The following is a 17,269-nucleotide window of genomic DNA, read 5'->3' on the forward strand; positions in this document are numbered from 1 at the left end:
CCGCACCCCTTTGAATGTGGGAGGTCCCAGCAGCGATCTTGTGACCGAACGGCGTGGATGATCACGTTAAGGGGACACCTCCTCCGTCGTTCCATTGCTTATCGTCGAAGTTGAAGAAGCGACTGAAATCGGCCGGAGCGCCCCTGATATACGGCAACAATGCTGCTTTGTCAGACCCTGCGCCTACTATTAAGCCAGCAGACAACGAAGCACCCTGGAGCACTGTCGTGGACTACTTTTCGATCAATTCCCTGCGTGAGAACCACGCAGGCTGGTCGCTGCTTCGCGCCCAAAACGCTCCGCTGGCCCTGACGTTTTTCATGACGGCGTTCACAGACGTGAACCAGCGGAACCTGGGCCGCCAGGACCTCATCGATGTCCTTGATGACGTGTTGTTCAGTCTGCGGGATTCCTTGGGCGAGGAAAGGTTCCCAAGATCGGCCGGAGAGTATCTGGACGACTGGGCCGAGCCGGACAAAGCCTGGCTGCGAAAGTTCTATGCCGACAACCGGGACGAACCCGTCTACGACCTCACCGCGTCAACCGAGGACGTCATCCGCTGGGTCGAATCCCTGCGCGGGCGCGACTTTGTGCCCACGCAATCGCGCCTCTCCAGCATTTTCAACCTGCTCAAGACCCTCGTCCACGGTTCGGAAACGGACCCCGAGGCCAGGCTTGCGGAACTGCAACGCCAGCGGGACGACATCGACACGCAAATGGAGCAGATCCGTTCAGGCACCATCCCCGTCATGACCGCTCCGGAAGCCGTGGACCACTTCCATCAGCTGACCACCCAGGCCAAGGACCTGCTCTCCGACTTCCGCGAGGTGGAGGCAAACTTCCGCAAGCTTGACCGCAACCTGCGCGAGCAGATCTCCATGTGGGAGGGCGGCCAGGGCGATCTCCTGGAATCCATCTTCTCCTCCCAGCAAGACATCAGCGGCTCTCTGCAGGGACGCACCTTCCAAGGCTTCTGGGATTACCTCATGTCCCCGCAACTGCGCTCGGAATTGCACGAGCTGCTGGAACGCGCCACCCAAATCGAGGCCCTCGCCACGCAGGACGGCCTGGCGCAGATCACCTCCATGCAAAAAGACTGGCTGCCCGCGGTGGAGCAGACACAATCCACGGTGCGCCAGCTGTCGGCCCAGATCCGGCGCCTGCTCGATGACAAGGTGTTCCTGGAAAACAAGCGCATCATGGCGTTGATCCGCAACATTGAATCCGGCGCCGTCGCGGTCCGTGCCACCCCGCCCGCCGGCATATTTGCCGATCTTTCCGGACACGACGTACCCGTTGCGCTCCCCTTTGAACGCCCGCTGTACGAGCCCAGCCAGCAGGTTGCCATCGACGACGCCGTCCAAGTCGCCGATGATCTCGACGTGGATGCCCAGGCACTCTTTGACCAGTTCTTCGTGGACACCCAGCGCCTGGAGTCCAACATTGACGCCGTCCTGACCGACGCCGAACAAGCCACCCTCGCGGACGTCACCGATGCCTTCCCCCTCAGCCAGGGCCTGGCAGAAATTGTCAGCTATTTCCAGCTCGCCACCGAGTCCCCGTCGGCAACCATTGACTCGGACGCGGCCCAAACCCTCTCCTGGACGCTTCCCGACGGCAGCCTCCGCGAAGCCACCGTTGAAAAAATCATCTTTGTGAGGCCCTCATGAGCACCACCCCGGATTACCTTCAGGAAACCCTAGAAACCCCGGAATCAACGGTGCGCACCCCCGACGGGCTGCCCCTTGTTGTCACCAAACTGTTCAAGGGCGTCGTTTATCGCGACGCCGACGAAAAACTGTGGCAACGGCTCATGGAACTCTCCGCCCATACCCGCGACCATGTGGCGGTACTCGGCCTGGAGCTGGTCCTCGACGACGCCGAAGGCTACGCATTCCTGCGCTCGCGCCCCGACGCCGACCCGGAGCTGCCCCGCCTCATCCCCCGACGCCAGCTCACCTTCCACGTCAGCCTCCTACTGGCCCTGCTGCGGGCCCGGCTGGCCGAGTTTGATCAGCAAAACAGCGAAACGCGCCTCATCATGACCGCCAGCCAAATTGGCGACATGGTCTCCGTGTTCCTGCCCGAATCCAGCAACGAAGCCCGCATCCTGGACCAGTTGGCCACCAACATCAAGAAGGTCACGGAGCTCGGTTTCCTGCGCAAGCTCCGCGGCCAAGACGGCAGCTATGAGGTGGCCCGCATTCTCAAGGCCTACGTCGACGCACAATGGCTCGAGGAATTCGATGCCCGCCTCGCCGACTACCGGGCCGAGCTGGAAGGCGACAAATCCGCCGTCGGCCGTTCACCAACCAAAACCGCACCCTCCCCAGCAAAGGCGGCCACAGCATGAGCACCCAGGCACAGGCGGGCCTGTTCAGCCTCGATGACCTGACCATTGACGACGCGGGAACCCGCCCAGGCTTTCGGCTGCAGCGTTTGGAGCTCCTGAACTGGGGCACGTTCAACAAGAATGTGCGCACGTTCCGGCTCGACGGCGAGAACAGCCTGCTCACCGGCGACATCGGTTCCGGCAAGTCGACCGTGGTGGACGCCATCACCACGCTGCTCCTGCCGGCCAACCGGATTGAATACAACAAGGCTGCGGGTGCGCAAAAGAAGGAACGCAGCCTGATGTCATACGTTCGCGGCTTCCACAAAAGCGCCCGCAGCGGCATTGGCGACGCCTCCCGCCCCGTGGCGCTGCGCGGCCCCGGCACCTTCACCGTGGTGCTGGGCGTCTTCCACAACGCCACCCTGGACAAGACCGTCACCCTCGCGATCACGCTGTGGGCCACCCAAGAAGCCGGCCAGCCCACCCGTTTCTATTCGATCGCGGAGGGCGATCAGTCCATCAAGGGTGACTTCTCCGATTTTGGGGCGGACATTGCGAAGCTGAAGCGTCGCCTGCGCAATGACGGTGTGGCCATTTTTGACGTGTTTGAAAAGTACGGTGCCGCGTTCAAGCGCCACTTCGGCATCGGCTCCGCCCAGGCGATGGACCTGTTCCACCGCACCGTGTCCATGAAGCAGGTGGAAAACATCACCCACTTTGTGCGCACCAACATGCTGGAGGAAGACGATGTTGAAACCCGCATCAAGAACCTGCTCCACCACTTTGACGACCTAAAAAAGGCCCACAACGCCGTGTTGCGGGCCAAGGACCAGATCCGCATGCTGGAGCCGGTGCGGGACAACGCCGCCCGCCACGCCGCATTGACCGTCGACTACAACAGTTCCCACCAGCAGCGTGAGCAGCTCTCACCGTGGTTCACCACCCGGAAGTTGGAGCTCAGCGAAGCCCACCTGCTGGAACTGGAGCGGGCAGGCGCCAAGGTCCAGGCGCAACAAACCTCGCTGACCGCCGAGCTCGGCACCTTCAGCCGGGAGCTGGCTGACCTGCGCGACGACATCCGCAGCAGCGGAGGGGGCCGGATCGCCGCCATCGAGGCGGAGCTGGCCCGCATGTCCATCGAATCCGGCGCCCAGCGCGAACGGTACACAACATATTCCGAGGCCGCCACCGTGCTGGGGCTGTTTGAGCCCGAAGACCAGGTGGTCTTTGACGCCAACGCCGCCGCCCTCCCCGGGGTCGAGAAGCATCTGGTCGAGGCCAACGCCGAACTGCAGGACCAGCGCACAGCATTGGACCGCCAACGTTCCGAGGCTGCTGAGCAGGCGGGCGAGTTGCAGGAAGAGCTCAAGAGCCTGCTGAGCCGGCAAAACCTGCTGCCCAGCTGGCTGATCGCACTGCGCCAAAGGCTGTGTACGGGAACGGGCATCGCCGAATCGGAGCTGCCCTTCGCCGGGGAACTCCTGAAGGTCCGCGACTCCGAGGCGCCCTGGGAAGGCGCCGCCGAGCGAACCCTGCACGGCTTTGCCCTGTCACTATTGGTCACCGGCGCACACTATGGGGCTGTCAGCGACTGGGTTGACTCCAACAACCTGCGCGCCCGGCTCGTCTACCTGAAGGTTTCCGACAACCCTGCCCCGCGCACCGCAGCACCGGGCACGCTTGCCAGTAAAATCGGTATCAAGCCCGGCACACCCATGCGAGAGTTCCTGTTGGAAGAACTGGGCCGCCGTTTTGACCACCAATGCTGCGAAACCATGGAAGAGTTCCGCCGCTATCCCAAGGCGCTGACCGTCAACGGCCAGCTCAAGAGCGGTGGCGGGCGCCACGAAAAGGATGACCGCAAGGCGCTGACCGACCGTTCCACCTACGTGCTCGGCTGGGACAACCACGACAAGATCGCCCGCCTGCGCACCGCCCTGGATCACGCCGAGGGCCAGGCCCGCACGGCACTTGACGGCCTGGCACGCATCGACACGCAGCTGGGCAATCTAGGCCGCCAGCAGCGGCTCATCGGCACGGTCACCGCCGTCGCAAGTTTCGCGGACCTGAACTGGCAGTCCACCGCACGCGCCATGGAAGGCTTGAAGGAGGAGAAGTCCGCGCTGGAATCCTCCAGTGACATCCTGCGTGAACTCACCCGCCGCGAGGCGGAAACGGCGGAGCGGGTGGAGGCGGCCAACGACCGCCTGCGGACCCTCATGGAGCGGATCGGCGCCAACAAGAAGGCCATCCAGGACATCACCGAGCAGATTGTGGACTGCCGCGAATCCCTCGCCGAGACGCCAATGACGGACGACGCCGGGCTCCTGGCTCAGCTGGGCAAACTCACCGAGGCGGCACTTGAGTCAGCGTCTTTGACGTACAAGACCACCGCGAAGATGGAGAGCAAGGTTCGCGACCGGCTCACCGCCGCCATCGACGCGCTCAACAGGCAGGTGATTCGCGCGTCGGAGGCCACCATCAAGTTCATGGCTGACTTCCGGAACAAGTATCCTGCTGAGACCACCGACCTTGACGCGTCCCTTGAAGCTGCCGACGAATTCACCAAGATCCTGACACAGCTGGTGGAGAACGATCTTCCCCGCTTTGCCGAGCGGTTCAAGGAATCCCTGACCCAAAACACCATTCATGAGATCGTGGCCTTCAACGCGTTCCTGGACGCCCGCAAGCAGGACATTGTCTCCCGCATCGGTGAAATCAACGAGTCCCTGGCCCGGATTGAATACAACACCGGCCGGCACATCCAGTTGGAACCACAAGCAACCTCGGACCCAGAGGTGCGCGAGTTCGGCACCGACCTGCGGGCCTGCTCCGAAGGCAGCATTGGTGCGCAGGAACAGTATTCGGAACAGAAGTTCCTGCAGGTGGAGGCCTTGGTGGAACGTTTCCGGGGACGGGAGGGGCGCACCAGTCTGGACGAGCGTTGGACGGCGAAGGTCACCGACGTGCGCAACTGGTTCACGTTCTCGGCCTCCGAAAAATGGACGGAGACCGGTGAGGAGCATGAGCATTTCACCGATTCCGGCGGAAAGTCCGGCGGTCAAAAGGAAAAGCTGGCGTACACCATCCTTGCCGCGGCGCTGGCGTTCCAGTTCGGGATCGCGGCGGGCCCCGGCAACCAGCGTTCCTTCCGCTTCGTGGTCATTGATGAGGCGTTCGGGCGCGGCTCTGACGAGTCCGCCAAGTACGGTCTGGAACTGTTCAAGCGCCTGAAACTTCAGCTGCTGATCGTCACACCGCTGCAAAAAATCCATGTCATCGAGCCCTTCGTAGCCAACGTCGGGTTTGTGGCCAATGAAACCGGCGCAGACTCCCAACTGCGCAACATGTCCATCCAGGAATACCGGGCCGAACGGGACAAGCGTGGCCGCTAAACCGTCGGGGGCCGGCAAGGCGCCCGCCTGGACCACTCCCGCCGATGTGCGCACAGCGTCGCTGCGTGCTTGGAACAGTGGTGAGTTGCTGCGCGAGGCGGCCCTGCCCACGGGTCTGCATCCTCGCCGTCGTGCGTTGAAACACCCGAGTGCCACGCAACTGCGCACCGATTACGCCTTGGCCGCGGCATGGGCTGCCTCGTGGGTCCCGGCGCCGCAAGGCTGTTCCTTGGACCATGTCTCCGTGGGGGCCAGCACCATCGGCGCAAACACCCTGCCCGCCGCGGCAGTTTTTGCCTCGGCCAGTGATGAGATCTTGTTTCTGGGCCTGGGTCGCGAGTCCGCGAAGTTCACCGAACTCTCGCGCCGGGTGACAGAGCTCGACGCCGGATTGACGGCGTGGGCGATGCTGCGCCCGCTCGAGCTGCTCAAGTACGGCGAAGATGCCCTGACTGCTGCCCGGGTGGCACTCTGGTTCGCCGCCAACCCGGCGCCGGGGATTTACCTGCGCCAGTTGTCCCTGCCCGGCGTCCACACAAAGTTCGTGGAAAACCATCGCAGGCTCATCGACGGGATACTGGCAGTGTTGGCCCCCGAGCGGCCCCTTGTGGGCAAGAACTACGCGCGCAGGCACGGCTTCCACGCCGCACCGGACAGGGTCCGGGTGCGATATTTGGATTCCGCCCAGGCTCCGGTTCCGGGGATGGACGACGTCGAGATGACCGCCGCTGCCTTCGCCGCCCACCCCCTGGATGTTGACCGGATCATCACCACGGAAAACCTGATCAATTTCCTGGCACTGCCGCCGGCGCCGCGGACACTGGCCGTTTTTGGTGGCGGCTACGGTTTCGAAGGCATCCGGGATGCGGCCTGGCTGAAGGACGTCGAGGTGCTGTATTGGGGTGACATCGACACCCACGGCTTCCACATCCTGGACCAGCTGCGCTCCCACCACCCGCATGTCCACAGCATCCTGATGGATGAGGAAACGCTGCTGGCGCACCGCGACTTCTGGGGCCGCGAAGCCTTACCCAGCCATGCAGTCCTGACACACCTGGACGCCTCCGAAAACACGCTGTACGAAGCACTCAAGGCCAGCACCCACCAGCCGCAGCTGCGCCTGGAACAGGAACTGCTGCGGTGGGATTGGGTGCTGGCCCGCCTGCCTTAGCCGGCGGCCGTCGGGAATACCTGGACCACCGTGGGACGGGGCGCACGCACTTGGCCGGGGGCCGGCGTCGCACCTTCAGCAACGAAGTCCGGGAAGAGCGACTCGTGCAAGCCGTAGCTACCATCCTCACCCGGGTGCTGAACAGCGACGTAGACCATTGATTCGGTGTCGTGGATGATGGGCCCGCACGTCTCGGCGTTGCGCGGCACCGACAGGAACTGTTCCACGTTGCCGCGGTTGTCCCCCTCCAGACCAACCTTGAACAGACCGTCGTTGAGGCCAATGACCGACGGCGCCCCATCGGTGGAAATCCACAGATTGCCTGCGGAGTCGAAGGCCAGGTTGTCGGGGCAGGAGATCGGGCTGACCTGATCAACCGGGAATCCGCTGAAGTACGCCTCAGGGTTCTTGGCCGGATCCCCGCACAACATGAGCAGGTTCCAGTTGAACACCGTTGCCGTGGAGTCGTCGCCCTTCTCGGTGATTTCCACAATGTGCCCGTCACGGTTTTCGGTGCGCGGGTTGGCCTCATCGGCCTTGGCACCCTTGTCCACGCCACGCTTGGAGTTGTTGGTGCAGGCAACGTAGACCTTGCCCGTGGTCGGGTTCGGCTCCACATCCTCGCAGCGGTCCATCTTCGTGGCCCCCGCCTTATCCGCGGCGAGGCGGGTGTAAACCAAGACTTCGGGCACGCTCATGCCGTCGATGACGCTCTTGCCGTTGACCACAAGCGGCAGCCACGCGCCTGTTCCATCAAAGGACCCGTCCGCCGGCACTGTGCCTGAGCCGTCAATCTCGGAGGCAGAGTTCCCCGTGAACTGGGCAACGTACAGGTCACCCTCGGACAGCAAGGTCATGTTGTGGGCCTTGTCGTCCTTCTTGTACTTGTTCTTCGAGACAAACTTGTACAGGTAGTCGAAGCGCTCGTCATCGCCGGAGTAGGCCACAACCTTGCCGTTCTTGGCGATGATGACGTTGGCACCCTCGTGCTTGAAGCGACCCATGCCCGTGTGCTTTTTCGGCACCGAGTTCGGGTTTTCCGGGTCAACTTCCACGATGTATCCGAAACGGTTCGGCTCATTGCGGTAGTCCTCGCCGCGGGCGTCAAAGCGGGGGTCTTCCTTCTCCCAGCCCATCCCGGTTTCCTTGTCTTCCAGCCCGTAGCGGCGGTCTTCCACAGAGGTGCCAGCGGTGCGGAAGAAACCGTTGAAGTTTTCCTCACCGGAGAGGATGGTGCCCCAGGGGGTGGTGCCGCCGGCGCAGTTGCCCAAGGTACCCAAGACCATGCGGCCTTCTGTGTCATCCACGGTCTTGACCAAATCTGAACCGGCCAGTGGGCCGGTGAGCTCAAACGTGGTGTCCATGGTCAGGCGCCTGTTCAGCTTGCCGCCGCGTACGTACTCCCACGGTGTGCCGGCCTTGGCACGGGACAGCTCCACAACGCTCATGCCGACGGCGTTACGGAAGATGTTCCGTCGGAGCTTTTCCTCTGCCTCGTCGGCTGGGACCGCCGGGAACATGATTTCCGGGTTGACGTATTCGTGGTTGCAGACCAACAGACCCTTTTTGCCGTCGGCCTGGCGCAGGATCTCGGTGTAGTCGTTGTTGTAGCCGAACTGTCCGGCCTGCGCCTCCGGCGTCTGCTGGGCAAAGTCGAAGTCCGGGGTGTCGGCAAACAAAGGGTCGCCCCAGCGGATGATCGGGGACCATTTGTAGCCTTCGGGAACCACAAAGGTGTCCACGGCGGCGTCCACGGGCTTGATGGCGGTGAACTCCAACTTGCCGGAGGATGTGGGACCGGGGGTGCCGCCGTCGGGCGTGGTCTGACAGCCGGTCAGCACCACGGCCGCACTGAGTGCGCCGGCCAGCCCGAAGCCGAGCGCCGCACGGCGGGAGATCTCAGTGGAAACGATGTCCCGGAAATAGCTGTTGGAAGAGGTGTTGCAAACGGCTTTCGAGCAGGCGTTGTCACATTTAAGGGCGCAGGTAACGGCGCTGCGCTTGCCGCGTGTGTGGCCGAGCATGGGCAGAAACTTCTTCAAATCAGTCAAGACAAATCTTCCTTTAGGAGTGCGATGACAGCCACAGTGGCAAAGGGCGGAGACCAAACGGGTAGGAAACGGTAAACGGAGAATGAACTGACGGCCAACCCTGTAGTCATGAGGATCTGCTATGCGTCCCCGTTTGCACTCGGCGGGTACTCAATGGTGGGCTGTACCCATGAAGAAGACTCTGGCGATTCTTGCTCTGACGTTCATGACGATGCTGGGTATGGCCCCTGCAGCCACGGCGGCGGCCCCTCCAACGGACATCATCGTTGAGGACGCGGCAGGTGTGCTGTACCAGCCACAGCTGTTGGAAGCCCTCAAGGAAATCGACTTCTACGAACCCACCACGGTGGCCGTCGTGACCATCGACGGCGAACCCGACACCGACCAGCTCAACTCCGACGTGCTGGAGTTCGCCCGTGCACAGCACCCGGAGTGGCTCAGCTCGGACGAGCAGAAGTGGGCCGACGGGTTGTTCATCTTTGCCGTGGATCCCATTGCACGCAAGGTTGGCACGTACATGGGCGAGGACCGCAAAGTGTCGTTGTCGAAGCAGGCAGCCATCCAGGAATCCACCGGGGACCTCTTTCGCGAGGCGCAGTGGACCGAAGGCACCATCACCGGCATCAAGAAGGCGGCGAAGCTGATCAACCAGCCCTGGTACCGGTCTGCGGGATTCATCATCATCACCAGTGTCACCGGTGGCATTGCCGCCCTGGGTTTTGGCACCCGCGCCGTCATCCGGTCCAATAACCGCAAGAAGGCCGCCGGGCATCTCAAGCGCGGCGACGCAGGCTTTGCAAACGTCAGCCTGGACCTTCCCGTGACCGAGCTAAACGCAAAAACCATCCCGCAATCCTCCACCTACGGCTCACTGGTGCTGGAAAAATACCGCAACTTCAGCACGCTTTACAATGAGGCCAGTGGCTTAAACCAGCAGTGCCATGCCTTCAGCAAGAAGGAACTTTCCAAGGCGGGCAATGTGAAGGTCACGGCCCAGTACGCCGATCTGGCCGAAGAACTGGACCGCCTGGATGACGTCATCGCGGACACCAACACCCTGCTGAACAAGTACTCGGGCTGGGGCGCCGCATGGGACAGGCAGACAGGATCGCTCACGGAAGACCTGGCCCGGCTGCCCGAGCTGCTGACCCAACGCGAAGCACAGGGCCAGCCCAGCACCGCAGCCCTGGCTGCCTTTCAAGCCCAACGTACGCAGGGACTCCAGCAATTGTCCGCCGACGTCCAAGCGGGCATCATCACCCCGGATGTGGCCTTGGATGAGCTCCGGAATATTCAAGTGGAGCTGACAAACCTTCTGCAGCAGCATTCGGAGGCCATGATCGGCCTCTACGCCAAAACCAGCTCCGAGCGGACCTCCATGCAAAAAGCCATGGATCGCAGCCGCCGCGACAACATCGGCGCCCGCCCCGCGACCATCTTGGGCTCCGTCTCCAACTGGTACATGTTTTACCCGGTGTATGCGTTCAGCACCGGGTACACCAGCGGCCAGTCCGCGGTGAACACCTCCCGCAGCAGCGCCAGTTCAGGCGGCAGCAGCACCGGATACGGTTCAAGTGGAGGCAGCTTCTCCGGCTCCGGCAGTTCTTCCAGTTTCTAGTACGACGCCGGGTCCCCGGCCTGGGTGCCCGGCCCGCCATCGGTGGTGTGGGAGCGTCCTATCGGGTGCGGAGATCGCAACGTCACACCCTTTTATTCCTTGAGGTCCGCGGGGGAGGGAACAATGAGCTGCTCGGCTGAATCCTCAATGTACCGCTTGGCGTTGATCATGACGGCGCCTGTCATCATGACGGCCAGGCACACGCCGAGCATCGCGAAGGAGGCGGTCCAGGATCCGGTGGCGTCGTGGATGGTGCCAAAGAACAGCGGCGCAATGCCAGCCCCGGCGTAGCCCAGGCCCTGGCTGAATCCGGACAACACCGAGGAGCCGTGCGTGGTCCGCGAGCGCAGGTTCACCATGAGCAGGGCCGTGGCGAAGGTACCCTGTCCCAGGCCGGAGAACGTCACCCATAGCCAGGTCCCGTCCACCGGCGACAGGTAGAGGCCAAGGTGCCCGGCGGTCCAGAGCAGGGCAAAGAGAGTGATAGCCACAATCGGGTTTTTCATGCGCGGCACCCACAAGGGAACGAGCAGGCTGACGGGCAGGCCGAGGATGGCGAAGTACGCCAGCGCCGTCCCGGCCGTTGCCGCGTCCAGACCCTGGCCTGAAAGGTACGGCGGCAGCCAGGTGAAGTACACATAGGTTTGGGCGGAGTTGCCGGCCAGGAAGATGGCCAGCCCCCAAGCCACTGGCGAGCGCCACGGCCGCAGCCTCGGCACCTCTGCCGCCCCGCCCGACTGCCCCGCACCGAGGTGCGCTGCTTGGCCGGCGGCACCTGGGTGAGCTTGCCCGGCGTCGAACTTTTCCTTGCGGTCCCGCACAAATTGGGTGATCCACGGCAGCAGCACCAGAAAGCTGACCGACGCCCACAGACCGATGGAGACGCGCCAGCTGGCGGCCCCGGCAACCGGCACGGCCAGCTGCGGGCTGATCGCGGTGCCCACCGCCAGCAGCGTCACATAACCGGCCGTCACGATGCCCACGCGGTCCGGGAAGTACTTCTTCACCAGCGGCGGCAACACCACATTGCCGATGCCATAGCCGGCCATGACCACCGCCGTCAGGGACAAAAACGGCCAGACTTCCCCTGTTGCGGCACGTCCCAGCTGCCCTGCGATGGCAAGCACGACGGCGGCAACCAGCGCCCTTTCGAGGCCGAAGCGGCGAATCAGGACGGGAGTCAGGAGGCCGAAGATGGCAAACATCAGTGGCGGGAGCATCGCCAGCAGGCCGGTGGTTCCGGCGTCGAACCCCAGCTCGCCGCTCAGCTCGCCCAGCAGGGGCGGCACCACCGAAACGGCCGTGCGCAGGCTGAGCGCCATGACCATGATGCCCAGGAGCGCCCCGATGCGCCCGGTCCACGGCCGCTTCTCAATAAAATTCGTCACCGCTCAACCCTAGCGACTCCCTGGCCACCCGGATTCCCGAAGGCGCAGGCGAACCGGAAAAGGAGCCATGGCTTCGGAATTGGCCTGTCCGGCAGCCCCGGCATTCTCGCTCGCCCGTCCTGCCCCTCGGCAGCGCCACGTCCCGAGCCTGCCTGCCCAAAGTTTTTCTGCAGGATCATGCTGAATTTGAGGGGGCAAGGCATAGGATGGGGCAAAGTGTGCACACCGGCGCCGGCGAAAGGCCAATCATCATGGACGTTCTCGAATTGGGTGCGGCCCTGCGCGCCAGGCGGCGCGCGCTGCACCTGACCCAGAACGAAACGGCAGACCTGGCCGACATTTCCACCCGTGTCCTCAGCGACCTGGAAAACGGGAGGGAAACGGTCCGCCTGGATATTCTCACCGCGGTTGCCACGGCCCTGGGCATGAGCCTGAGCCTGAGCTTGAAGGTGACGCAGCCATGAAGAATCTCGAGTATGCCAAGACTGTCACCGAGGCGGTCATCTACAAGAAGGGCCGGGCCGCGGCCACCCTCACCCGCCACCCCAGCATGGGTGTGGTGTTCGCCTATCGGCCCGCCTACCTCAGCGACGGTGGACCGGCCATCGCCTCCACCCTCCCAGTCCTGGATGTCCCGGTCAGCCTGGGCCACGGAAATGTTCCAGCCTTCTTTGCCGGCCTGCTGCCTGAGGGAGAGCGCCTGGCCAAACTGCGGTGGGCCGTCAAAACCACCATCACCGATGAGTTTTCGCTCCTGCTGGCCGCGGGCGAGAATCCCGTGGGCGACGTACAGATCGTCCCCGCAGGCCAGGCACCACAGGCCATTCCCCCGTTGTTGACGGTCACGAAGACCATGCAAGACATCATCTTCGCCGACTTTGCCGCCGTCCCCGGCCCCGTCGACCTCAGCGCCCTGGCGGGCCTGCAAGACAAGGTCACCGCCTCCTACCGGCACGACAAAGACGCCACCCGCGCCTACCTGCTCAAGTTCAACGACGGCAGCCACGCCCGGCAGGTGGAAACGGAATTCCTGCTGCTGACCAAGGCCCGTGCCCTGGGCATCCCGGTTGCGGAGGCACGCCTGGTGCACGACGGCGTTGGCCAGGCCGCGCTGCTGGTCTCACGTTTTGACCGGTCCCCCAGTGGGCCGCTCGCGGTTGAGGATTGTGCGCAGCTGATGGGCCTGGTACCCAGCCGCAAATTCTCGGTGCCCAGTGAAGCGGTGGCCTCGGCAGCGATCAACATGTGTTCCTCCCAAGCCCTGGCGGCAAGAAACATCTTCCTGCAATTCCTCTTTGCCTGGCTCACGGGCAACGGCAATCTGCATGCGAAGAACATTTCGGTGCTCCAGCAGCCCAGTGGAGAGTGGCGGCTGGCCCCGGCCTACGACCTGCAATGCACCTTGGCAGCAGAAATTGAGCAGGGCTTCGCGGCTGGGGTGCCTGGCGGCATCTTGACGGAGCTCATCGACGGTGACCCCTCCCGCGACCCTGGCATGGCACTGGCTGTCGGCGGCAGCGCTGGCAGCCGCACGGGGTTGAACCGCAAGGACTGGCTGCGGTTTGGCCGATCCCTGCACATCCCGGAACGGCTCGTGGCCAAGTGCATCGACAAAGCGCTGGCCGCCGCCGTCCTAACCACGGCGGAACTGCCGTTTGAGCGGGACGTGAGCGCCGCCGTCGTACGCGTCTTGGGAATTCGGCGGGCAGCCATGGAACGCTAGGCACGGCAAATTATTTTTACTGACGAAATGACGCTAAAATGTCACTATGCCACGAATAGCCGCCCCCACGAACGCGGCGCAGCGCGCGCAGACGCAGCGCAAGATCCTCAACGCTTTCGGCGAACTGTTGTTCACACACGGTTTGCCCGGTCTGACCATGACCGACGTTGCCAGGACAGCCGGCGTGGGAAGAACCGCCGTCTACAACTACTTTGCCGACCTGGAGCAGCTCCTGGTGGCGTACGCGCTGGATGAAACCGGCAAGTTCGTCATCGAGCTCAAGGCCCGTCTGGAGGGGCGGGAGAATCCCGTCGACCGGCTCGCCGTGTACGTGCGGGCGCAGCTCGAGGACCTCACCCGACGCCACCTGCCGCCGGGCCCGGCCATGCGTTCGGTGCTCTCACGCGAGTCCTTTGAAAAGCTTGGCGTGCATGTTGGCGAGCTGAATTCCCTGCTGATGAGCATTCTTCGGGAAGGCATGGAGCAGCGTTTCCTGCCCGAGGCCGATGTGGAGGGGCTGGTGCAGCTCATTCACGGTTCGCTGACGGCGAGCGCGTCACGGCGCAATTCAGACACCCCTGACGAAGAGCACATCAACGCTGCCGTCCGCTTTATTCAGGCCGGCGTGGGCGCCTCCTTTGACGCCGACGGGCGCCCGCTGACAGTGTCTTAGCGGCGACACCGCCGCTTGCTGTGCCAGGGTTGACGGCCCAGACCGGGTGCACGGCGCTGCTGCCGCAGGCTAGTCGGCCGGCTAGTCGGCCGGCTCCGACTACTCGGCCGGGGCAGCGGCCGGCGGACTCAGTCGCGGGCAGGACAGCAGACCCGGGGTGTGATCCACCTTGGGGACTGCCAGCAGGCCAACAAAGGTGCCCGTCAACACGATGTCGACCGAGCCATCCTTACGGTCATCCTCCACGTACTCCGTGCTCGACACGTTCTTTTGCAAGGCAAAGGCGGCGGCATGCCCGCCGGGCCCTGACACAATGATGGCCGGCCTTGAATACTTGGTGGTGCCGTTGCCCACCGTCTTGACGATGAAACCGCGCTTCTTCAGCTCCTCGGCGACCACCCCCGCCCTGCCCTCGACGCTGCCGGCGTTAAAAACGTTGACGGTGATGGTGTCATTGGCGGGATAATCGAGCATTTCGGCCGGGCAGGTTTCCGGGATGGGCGTTGGCTTGCCCGGGCCCAGTTTCAGTTCCATCTCACCGCGCTGGACCATCCCAGCCAGCACGACACCGGACACCACCAGGGCCAACAGCAATACCAGGACCACGCCGTGGATAATGCGGCGGCGCACGGTACTGCCCGGCAACTCAGGAGTTTCCGGCGCCGGGAACGCCTCGTCCAGGCCGCTGCTGTCCACGATGTGGTGCCCGCGCCACGACGTGCCGTCCTTGGCTTTTTTGCGTTGCTGGCGCAGTTCATAGGCGGCATCCTTGGCCTGCCTGCGTTCCTCCCGATCCGCCCTGCGCCGTTGGCCGGCGGTGAGCAGCACCTCGTCTGCGGGCTCCTTTCCGGGAGTTTCCGCAGGCGGCCTAGTCATCTATCACCAGGACCCGGGCATGCAGGATGGTGCGCTGGTGCAAGGCGGTGCGCACGGCACGGTGTAGGCCGTCTTCCAGGTACAGCGTGTCGTGCCACTGGACAACATGGGGAAACAGGTCCCCAAAGAAGGTGGAGTCCTCCGCCAGGAGTGCCTCAAGATCCAGCTGTGCCTTGGTGGTCACGAGGTCGGCGAGCCGGACCTGCCGGGGCGCGACGCCGGCCCAGTCCTTGGGCGTGACGTAGCCATGGTCCGGGTACGGGCGTTTGTCGCCAACAGCTTTGAAGATCACCTCTTCAGACTAGGGACTGTCTGCGGCTTATGGAACTGCTGTCCACCGAGCCGCGGGGTGTGTTGCGAAAAGGTTATGCAAAATGGCCCTCAGGAGGCCGGACTGGGAACATGGGTTCATGACTCTCACGCAACCTTCGCTGGCCCTGCTCCTCGATGTGGATGGCCCGCTGGCCAGCCCGGTGACCCGCCGCGTCCCGGATGACATCATCACCACCCTGATTGCACTGGTGAACCGCGGCATCCCCGTCGTCTTCAACACGGGCCGTTCCGACGCGTTCATCGCCGAGCAGCTCATGGTGCCCATGCTCACCGCCGGCCTGCCCGCAGGGTCGGTTGTCCACGCGATCTGTGAAAAAGGCGCCGTCTGGTTCAGCTTCACCGCCGATGGCCCCGGCCCCATCCATGTCGATGCGGACCTGGCCATGCCCGCCGCCTATGGTGACGACATCCGCGCCCTCGTCACCCGGTCCTACGCCGGGCATATGTTCTTTGACGAGACGAAGAGGGCCATGGTCTCCGTGGAGCAGCACATTGACGTTGGCAGTGCCAGCTACCTGGCCGAGCAGTTAAAGTTCGACGCCGATGCGCTGGCTTTGCTGGCCACGCACGACTTGGGTGCCGTCCGCCTTGAACATCGCGCCCCGGCGTCGGCGGGCACCATCGATTACCGGGTGGACCCGTCGATCATTTCCACCGACATTGAATCGGTGCGCCTCGGCAAGGACCTTGGTGCCAGTCGCGCCGTTGAACTCCTGGCCGCCCAGGGCATTGTGCCGCAGGCGTGGCGCACCGTGGGTGATTCCCGCACTGACTACGCCATGGCCGACTGGTTGCACCACCAGGACCACTCCGTGGAGCACGTTGATGTCCGCCCCGCAGAAGGCGTCCCGTCCAAGCCCTATCCGATCCGGACCGCAGGCGATCTGGGCTTGGGCGAGGACGTCATCAACGACTTCTCCGGCGGCGCCTTCCTGAAATCATGGCTGGACACCCTGGACTAAGTCACACACACCCACCAACCCGACGCTCGCTCACATAAGGGGCCATTTCGGGGAACCCTCACTCACATAACGGGGCATTTCGGGGAACGCTCGCTCACATCGCGGGTCTCACTACTGAAGCGCGGACTCCACGGCTGCGACCAGCTCGGGTGAGTCCGGCGTGACGGCAGAGGCAAATCGGTCCTGCACAACGCCGTCGTGCGTGATCAGGAATTTCTCAAAGTTCCATTTGATGGGCTCGGCGCCGCTGCCGGTCAGGGCCGCGTAGATGGGGTGGGCGCTGTCGCCGTTCACCTCGGCCTTGGCGGCGAGCGGGAACGTCACGCCAAAGTTCTTGCGGCAGAATTCAACGATTTCCTCGGCCGAACCGGGCTCCTGGCCGCCGAACTGGTTGCAGGGCACGCCAACCACGGTCAGGCCCCGGCCTCGGTACTTTTCGTGGAGTGCCTCGAGTGCGTCGTACTGGGCTGTGAAGCCGCACTGGGAGGCCACGTTGACCAGCAGCACTGCCTTCTCGGCGAGGCCGGCCAGGGTGGTCTCTGTGCCGTCGTTGAGTGCAAGGGAAATGGTGTTCAAAGTTTGAGTAGTCACCAGCCGAGTCTAGCCCCGCCGGTCCGGCGCGGGCTGGCACAGGAAATGACACCGACCCCGCTTTTGGAGCCCGGGATCCCGGCGTCAGAAAGTGGGATCGGGCTCAGAAGTGTGGCGATACCTCTGTCGATACACTGATTAACAAAAAACACC

The 17,269-nt window shown here is 63.6% G+C and carries 14 protein-coding genes; 9 read left to right on the forward strand and 5 right to left on the reverse strand.

Features of this window, described 5'->3' with window-relative positions; all coding sequences use genetic code 11:
• Window positions 1-227: 227 nt before the first annotated feature.
• From art_RS11280 to art_RS11295, 4 genes are read left to right on the forward strand one after another with little or no spacing between them, the layout of a single operon-like run.
• Complete coding sequence (locus art_RS11280) at window positions 228-1,670, forward strand: DUF3375 domain-containing protein (RefSeq protein WP_038465040.1); 1,443 nt, start codon at window positions 228-230, stop codon at window positions 1,668-1,670.
• The gene (locus art_RS11285) at window positions 1,667-2,353 is read left to right on the forward strand and encodes a DUF4194 domain-containing protein (protein ID WP_082000250.1); all 687 of its coding nucleotides are present in this window, start codon (window positions 1,667-1,669) and stop codon (window positions 2,351-2,353) included. The genes art_RS11280 and art_RS11285 overlap by 4 nt, the downstream gene beginning before the upstream one ends.
• Entirely contained in the window at window positions 2,350-5,730 is a 3,381-nt protein-coding gene (locus art_RS11290; protein ID WP_052136313.1) for an ATP-binding protein, read from the forward strand. Before art_RS11285 ends, art_RS11290 begins: the two co-directional genes overlap by 4 nt.
• Window positions 5,720-6,901: a Wadjet anti-phage system protein JetD domain-containing protein gene (locus art_RS11295; protein WP_052136315.1), complete on the forward strand. Its 1,182-nt coding sequence runs from the start codon at window positions 5,720-5,722 to the stop codon at window positions 6,899-6,901. The genes art_RS11290 and art_RS11295 overlap by 11 nt, the downstream gene beginning before the upstream one ends.
• Here art_RS11295 and art_RS11300 read toward each other — a convergent pair.
• Window positions 6,898-8,925, reverse strand: a complete 2,028-nt coding sequence (locus tag art_RS11300; protein WP_038469786.1) for a PhoX family phosphatase — start codon at window positions 8,923-8,925, stop codon at window positions 6,898-6,900. The two genes, art_RS11295 and art_RS11300, sit on opposite strands and share 4 nt — an antisense overlap.
• Before the next feature lie 196 nt (window positions 8,926-9,121).
• On the opposite strand from art_RS11300, the gene art_RS11305 reads away from it, so the two are divergent.
• Window positions 9,122-10,570 (forward strand): DUF5129 domain-containing protein, encoded by a 1,449-nt coding sequence (locus art_RS11305; RefSeq protein WP_038465042.1) that lies wholly within the window; start codon window positions 9,122-9,124, stop codon window positions 10,568-10,570.
• 92 nt (window positions 10,571-10,662) lie between these two features.
• On the opposite strand, the gene art_RS11310 is transcribed toward art_RS11305, so the two are convergent.
• Window positions 10,663-11,958 carry a CynX/NimT family MFS transporter gene (locus tag art_RS11310; RefSeq protein WP_253901329.1) on the reverse strand — a complete coding sequence of 432 codons (1,296 nt, stop codon included), beginning with the start codon at window positions 11,956-11,958 and terminating at the stop codon, window positions 10,663-10,665.
• 251 nt (window positions 11,959-12,209) lie between these two features.
• On the opposite strand from art_RS11310, the gene art_RS11315 reads away from it, so the two are divergent.
• From art_RS11315 to art_RS11325, 3 genes are read left to right on the forward strand one after another with little or no spacing between them, the layout of a single operon-like run.
• Window positions 12,210-12,422, forward strand: a complete 213-nt coding sequence (locus tag art_RS11315) for a helix-turn-helix domain-containing protein (protein WP_253901330.1) — start codon at window positions 12,210-12,212, stop codon at window positions 12,420-12,422.
• Complete coding sequence (locus art_RS11320) at window positions 12,419-13,681, forward strand: type II toxin-antitoxin system HipA family toxin (protein ID WP_052136320.1); 1,263 nt, start codon at window positions 12,419-12,421, stop codon at window positions 13,679-13,681. Before art_RS11315 ends, art_RS11320 begins: the two co-directional genes overlap by 4 nt.
• Before the next feature lie 46 nt (window positions 13,682-13,727).
• A complete protein-coding gene (locus art_RS11325; protein WP_038465044.1) occupies window positions 13,728-14,354 on the forward strand; it encodes a TetR/AcrR family transcriptional regulator in 627 nt (208 codons plus the stop codon).
• Window positions 14,355-14,453: 99 nt separating this feature from the next.
• Here art_RS11325 and art_RS11330 read toward each other — a convergent pair whose 3' ends face one another.
• Both art_RS11330 and art_RS11335 read right to left on the reverse strand, forming a co-directional pair.
• Entirely contained in the window at window positions 14,454-15,230 is a 777-nt protein-coding gene (locus tag art_RS11330; RefSeq protein WP_082000253.1) for a LytR C-terminal domain-containing protein, read from the reverse strand.
• Complete coding sequence (locus tag art_RS11335; protein ID WP_038465046.1) at window positions 15,223-15,522, reverse strand: type II toxin-antitoxin system VapB family antitoxin; 300 nt, start codon at window positions 15,520-15,522, stop codon at window positions 15,223-15,225. Before art_RS11335 ends, art_RS11330 begins: the two co-directional genes overlap by 8 nt.
• Window positions 15,523-15,640: 118 nt before the next feature.
• Between art_RS11335 and art_RS11340 the strand changes: the two genes are divergently transcribed.
• Window positions 15,641-16,525, forward strand: a complete 885-nt coding sequence (locus tag art_RS11340; RefSeq protein ID WP_038465048.1) for a hypothetical protein — start codon at window positions 15,641-15,643, stop codon at window positions 16,523-16,525.
• A gap of 111 nt (window positions 16,526-16,636) precedes the next feature.
• Here the strand turns inward: art_RS11340 and art_RS11345 are convergent, their stop codons facing one another.
• Window positions 16,637-17,116 carry a glutathione peroxidase gene (locus art_RS11345; protein WP_038465050.1) on the reverse strand — a complete coding sequence of 160 codons (480 nt, stop codon included), beginning with the start codon at window positions 17,114-17,116 and terminating at the stop codon, window positions 16,637-16,639.
• Between the last annotated feature and the right edge of the window lie 153 nt (window positions 17,117-17,269).

The sequence above is a fragment of the Arthrobacter sp. PAMC 25486 genome (assembly GCF_000785535.1).
Classification (GTDB): domain Bacteria; phylum Actinomycetota; class Actinomycetes; order Actinomycetales; family Micrococcaceae; genus Specibacter.